This is a genomic window from [Clostridium] symbiosum ATCC 14940, from assembly GCF_000466485.1.
Classification (GTDB): domain Bacteria; phylum Bacillota; class Clostridia; order Lachnospirales; family Lachnospiraceae; genus Otoolea; species Otoolea symbiosa.
Map to the genome: position 1 here is coordinate 1 of NZ_KE993012.1, position 610 is coordinate 610.

Annotated in this window: 1 protein-coding gene; it reads left to right on the forward strand. The window is 48.2% G+C overall.

Annotation, left to right across the window (positions count from 1 at the left end; genetic code table 11):
• The coding region (locus CLOSYM_RS23235) for a hypothetical protein (RefSeq protein WP_021643375.1) at positions 1–240 on the forward strand (240 nt) is incomplete at its 5' end.
• Positions 241–610 lie beyond the last annotated feature (370 nt).

A 610-nucleotide genomic window follows, 5' to 3' on the forward strand; every position in this document is an offset into this window, starting at 1 on the left:
CACAGTCTTCCCTCGCTGTCGGTTACGCCGCTTATGTATCCTCTTGGATCGTCGGTCTATGTGGGACAGAGGCGTTTCTCTCCAAATAACCAATATAGCCAGGGTGGGTGGCTCGGCGGCACCAAGTTTTTCCAGTGTTCCATATTCTGTCACCCGATGCCTCTAAAACTACCGCTGAAAATGAGAAAACTGCAGGGTGCAAAAGTCCGGATTGTTATGCTGGATGCCCTTGTTTTTTGAATACTTTTTTCCTGCATTTCAGAAAAACTTATGCCACGAGCCAAAGCTGATTTCACCAAAAGCAACGGTTTTAAGGCATTTTCCGGCTTCTGGCAGGGGAATCCTTTGATTCAACCACAATATTCAGCGGATTCCCGGCTTTTCCGTGCAAAACAGGGTGGATACCCAATCCTATGCCAACAAGTGGCTCCTGCCCGCCATCTCTTAGTCCTGTGACGCACCGTGACAGCCTGCGTGCCGGTTTTAAGCCCCTGCTCGGAAAGATATACCATGAAGCAAGTATTCTGGTTTGTTGAGCCAATGTGGAACAGAGGTATTTCTTCCCAAATCGGCCAATATGACTAGGGTCGAAAAGTGTGCAGGTTAAAGA